The organism is Streptomyces sp. UNOC14_S4 (assembly GCF_020740835.1).
Lineage (GTDB): Bacteria > Actinomycetota > Actinomycetes > Streptomycetales > Streptomycetaceae > Streptomyces.
In genome coordinates, this window is the sequence record NZ_JAINFC010000643.1 from 1 (window position 1) to 3,694 (window position 3,694).

Below are 3,694 nucleotides of genomic sequence, written 5' to 3' on the forward strand. Positions count from 1 at the left end.
GGGTGGGAGGGGGCATAAGAAAACGCCCCCTCCCACCGCAACCAGCGGCAGAAGGGGACGTCCGGTCAAGCCGAGCGCAGCGGTCGGGTCAGGCGGAGGCCGCGACCTTCTCCGGCTCGCCCTCGGCCTCGCCCTCACGCTCGCCCTCGAGAACCGGGGTGGCCACCCCGGACTCCCGCGGGGTCGGCAGCACCAGCATCATCAGCGCCGAGATGACGATCGTCGCCGCCCAGCCCAGCCCGTAGCGCCCGACGAACGTGTCGGAGAGCGGGCCCGAGAACCAGTCGCACTTGGTGAAGCAGATGCCGCCGATGAGCGCCACCGCCCAGGCGGTCATCGCCTGCCAGCAGAAGCCGCCCACGTACCAGTAGCGGCTGGTCCGGCCGGTGTCCATGAGCGCCTCCGCGTCGTAGCGCACGGCGCGCTGCTTGCGACGGAACATGTCGACGGCGTAGACGCCGATCCACGCGGAGAAGGAGACCGCGAGCAGGATCAGGAAGGTGATGAAGGAGCTCAGGAAGCTCTTCGCGACCAGCATCAGCATCAGACCGCCCACCAGGGAGATGACGGCGTTGATGCTGACGGCCATGGCGCGCGGCAGCTTGACGCCCATCGTCTGGGCGGTGAAGCCGGCGGAGTACATCGACAGGCTGTTGATCAGCAGCATGCCCACGATCGCGGTGACCAGGTACGGCACGGCCAGCCAGGTCGGCAGGATGTCACCGAGGAAGGAGACCGGGTCCGGCGCCTTGGCCAGGTCCGGCGTGGCGACGGCCATGACGCCGCCCATGAGCACCATCGGGACCATGACCAGACCGGCACCGGAGACCGTCACGCCGACGATCTTCCTGCCCGACGCCTTGTGCGGCAGGTAGCGCGTGAAGTCGGGGCCCGTCGGCACCCAGCTGATGCCGCCGGCGGCGATGGTGCCGACACCCGCGACGACCATGGCCGTGGTGCCCGCGGGCTTGGAGAAGACGTCGTGCCAGTCGATGTGGACGATCAGGTAGCCCAGCACCAGCACGCTGAAGACGCCGAAGAGGTACGTCGACCACGTGTTGCAGACGTTCAGCGCCTTGCGGCCCATGCCGCTCACCAGGAAGGTGCTGGCGACGAACAGGAACAGCGTGACGACGATCAGGGCGGTGTTGCTCTTGATGCCGAAGAGCAGGTCGAGCACGGTCAGCACCGCGTAGGCGCCGGTGACCGCGTTGATCGTCTCCCAGCCGAAGCGGGCGATCCACAGGATCGCGCCCGGGAAGAGGTTGCCGCGGACACCGAAGGTCGCGCGGGAGAGCATCGCGCCCGGGGCACCGCCCCACTTGCCGGACACCGACAGCAGGCCGACGAGGCCGAAGGACACGGCCGCGGCGCACGCGGCGACGATCAGGACCTGCCAGAAGTTCAGCTGGTTGAAGACGATCAGGGCCGCGCCCATGGTGAGCAGCAGCACGCTGATGTTGGCGGCGACCCACGTCGGGAAGAGTTCCCTGACACGGCCGTGTCGCTCGTGATCCGGTACGGGCTCGATGCCGCGGGTTTCTATCGCGCCGTCGGATTCGGCGAGGACGACGTTGTCCATGTGGGGGGCTCCGTGCGGGGGAAGCGGGGCGACGGCCACCGGCAACAAAGCCGGGGCAAAAAGAGACGCTGGGGACTCTACGCGCGTCGCATAGGACCACGCCATCGTACTTTGCTCCAACTTTGGCCAGATAGTGGCTTTAGTCCTTGTTGATTTGTACGAATCCACAGCCGGGTCCGCGGCTTGTCCACAGCCGGATCCGCGGCTTGTCCACAGGTCTTGCGGCACCGCCGCGCCACGGCGGCCATGTGTCCGATACTGGGTGCGTTATGGAAATCGTCATCCTTGCCGTAGTCATCGCCGTGGTCGCGCTGGGCGCGATCAGCGGGCTCGTCGTCAGCAGCCGTAAGAAGAAGCAGCTGCCCCCGGCCCCGCCGAGCAGCCCCTCCGTCACCGCGCCGCCCGCCGAGCCGCACGTCGGTGAGGAGGCGGAGGCGCCCCGTCCGGAGCCGCGCCGGACCGTCGAAGAAGTCGGCCTGCCCGAGGCCGAGGCCGAAGCCCCGGCCGCCGAGGCGCCCGTCGCCGAGCCGGAGGCCCCGGCGGAGCCCGAGGCGCCCGCCGAGCCCGAGGTCGAGGTTCCCGAGCCCACCGCGGGCCGTCTCGTCCGGCTGCGCTCGCGGCTCTCCCGCTCGCAGAACTCCCTGGGCAAGGGCCTGCTGACCCTGCTCTCCCGGGAGCACCTGGACGAGGACACCTGGGAGGAGATCGAGGACACCCTGCTCACCGCCGACGTCGGTGTCGCCCCGACCCAGGAGCTCGTGGAGCGCCTGCGCGAGCGGGTGAAGGTGCTCGGCACGCGCACGCCCGAGGAGCTGCGCGCCCTGCTCCGCGAGGAGCTGATCTCCCTCATCGGCGCCGACACCGACCGCAGCGTCCACACCGAGCCCGGCGTGGGCACGAACGGCGAGGAGAAGCCCGGCGTCGTGCTGGTCGTCGGCGTGAACGGCGTCGGCAAGACCACCACCACCGGCAAGCTCGCGCGCGTGCTCGTCGCGGACGGCAAGTCCGTGGTCCTGGGCGCGGCCGACACCTTCCGCGCCGCCGCCGCCGACCAGCTCCAGACCTGGGGCGAGCGCGTCGGTGCCCGTACGGTCCGCGGCCCCGAGGGCGGCGACCCCGCGTCGATCGCCTTCGACGCGGTCAAGGAGGGCATCGCCGAGAGCGCGGACGTCGTCCTCGTCGACACCGCGGGCCGGCTGCACACCAAGACCGGGCTCATGGACGAGCTCGGCAAGGTCAAGCGCGTCGTGGAGAAGCACGGCTCGGTCGACGAGGTCCTGCTCGTCCTGGACGCCACCACCGGTCAGAACGGCCTGGTGCAGGCCCGTGTGTTCGCCGAGGTCGTGGACATCACGGGCATCGTCCTCACCAAGCTGGACGGCACCGCCAAGGGCGGCATCGTCATCGCGGTCCAGCGTGAGCTGGGCGTGCCGGTGAAGCTGGTGGGCCTCGGCGAGGGCGCGGACGACCTCGCCCCCTTCGAGCCCGCGGCCTTCGTGGACGCCCTCATCGGCGACTGACCGTCCCGCAGTAAAGCGTCGGGGCCCCGCGGCCACAGCGACCGCGGGGCCCCGACGCTTTACAGCAGTCGCTCAGCGGTCGCTCAGCAGTCGCGCGGTGGCCGCTCAGTGATCGGCCGGCGCGCGGTGGCAGACGTACGCCAGCGTGCCCAGCAGCAGCCGCGCCTGCGGCGGCCTGCCCGCCGTGTCGAGGGTCGGGGGGCGCAGCCAGCGCATCGGGCCGAGGCCCGCGAGGTCGGAGGGCGGGGCCGTGATGTGGTCGCCCGGGCCGAGGCAGCGCAGGTCGAGCCGGGCGTCGTCCCAGCCCATGCGGTAGAGGAGCTGCGGCAGCTCGGCGGCGGCACCGGGCGCCACGAAGAAGAGTGCCCGCCCGTGCGGCGTGAGCGCCACAGGACCGAGCGGCAGCCCCATCCGCTCCAGCCGGGCGAGGGCGTGACGGCCTGCCGTCTCCGCGACCTCCAGGACGTCGAACGAGCGGCCCACGGGCAGCAGCACGGCGGCGCCCGGCACCTCGGCCCACGCGGCGGCCGCGGCGTCCAGCGTGGCGCCCGCCGGGACGGGAGGTGCGAAGGAGAGGGGGTGGGCACCGGGG

Annotated in this window: 3 protein-coding genes; 1 reads left to right on the plus strand and 2 read right to left on the minus strand. The window is 71.4% G+C overall.

Annotated features, from left to right (window positions below; genetic code table 11):
- Positions 1–88: 88 nt before the first annotated feature.
- A complete protein-coding gene (locus K6I34_RS33565; protein ID WP_229331820.1) occupies positions 89–1,582 on the minus strand; it encodes a cytosine permease in 1,494 nt (497 codons plus the stop codon).
- 269 nt (positions 1,583–1,851) lie between these two features.
- On the opposite strand from K6I34_RS33565, the gene ftsY reads away from it, so the two are divergent.
- Positions 1,852–3,102 carry a signal recognition particle-docking protein FtsY gene (gene ftsY, locus K6I34_RS33570; RefSeq protein WP_229331821.1) on the plus strand — a complete coding sequence of 417 codons (1,251 nt, stop codon included), beginning with the start codon at positions 1,852–1,854 and terminating at the stop codon, positions 3,100–3,102.
- Between the two features lie 105 nt (positions 3,103–3,207).
- On the opposite strand, the gene K6I34_RS33575 is transcribed toward ftsY, so the two are convergent.
- Positions 3,208–3,694 (minus strand): bifunctional DNA primase/polymerase (locus K6I34_RS33575; protein WP_229331822.1); only part of this gene is annotated, 487 nt, incomplete at its 5' end.

Coding starts and splice junctions, on each gene's coding strand:
- K6I34_RS33565 (WP_229331820.1), bottom strand. CDS start 1,582: ATGGACAACGTCGTCCTCGCCGAATCCGACGGCGCGATAGAAACCCGC.
- ftsY (WP_229331821.1), top strand. CDS start 1,852: ATGGAAATCGTCATCCTTGCCGTAGTCATCGCCGTGGTCGCGCTGGGC.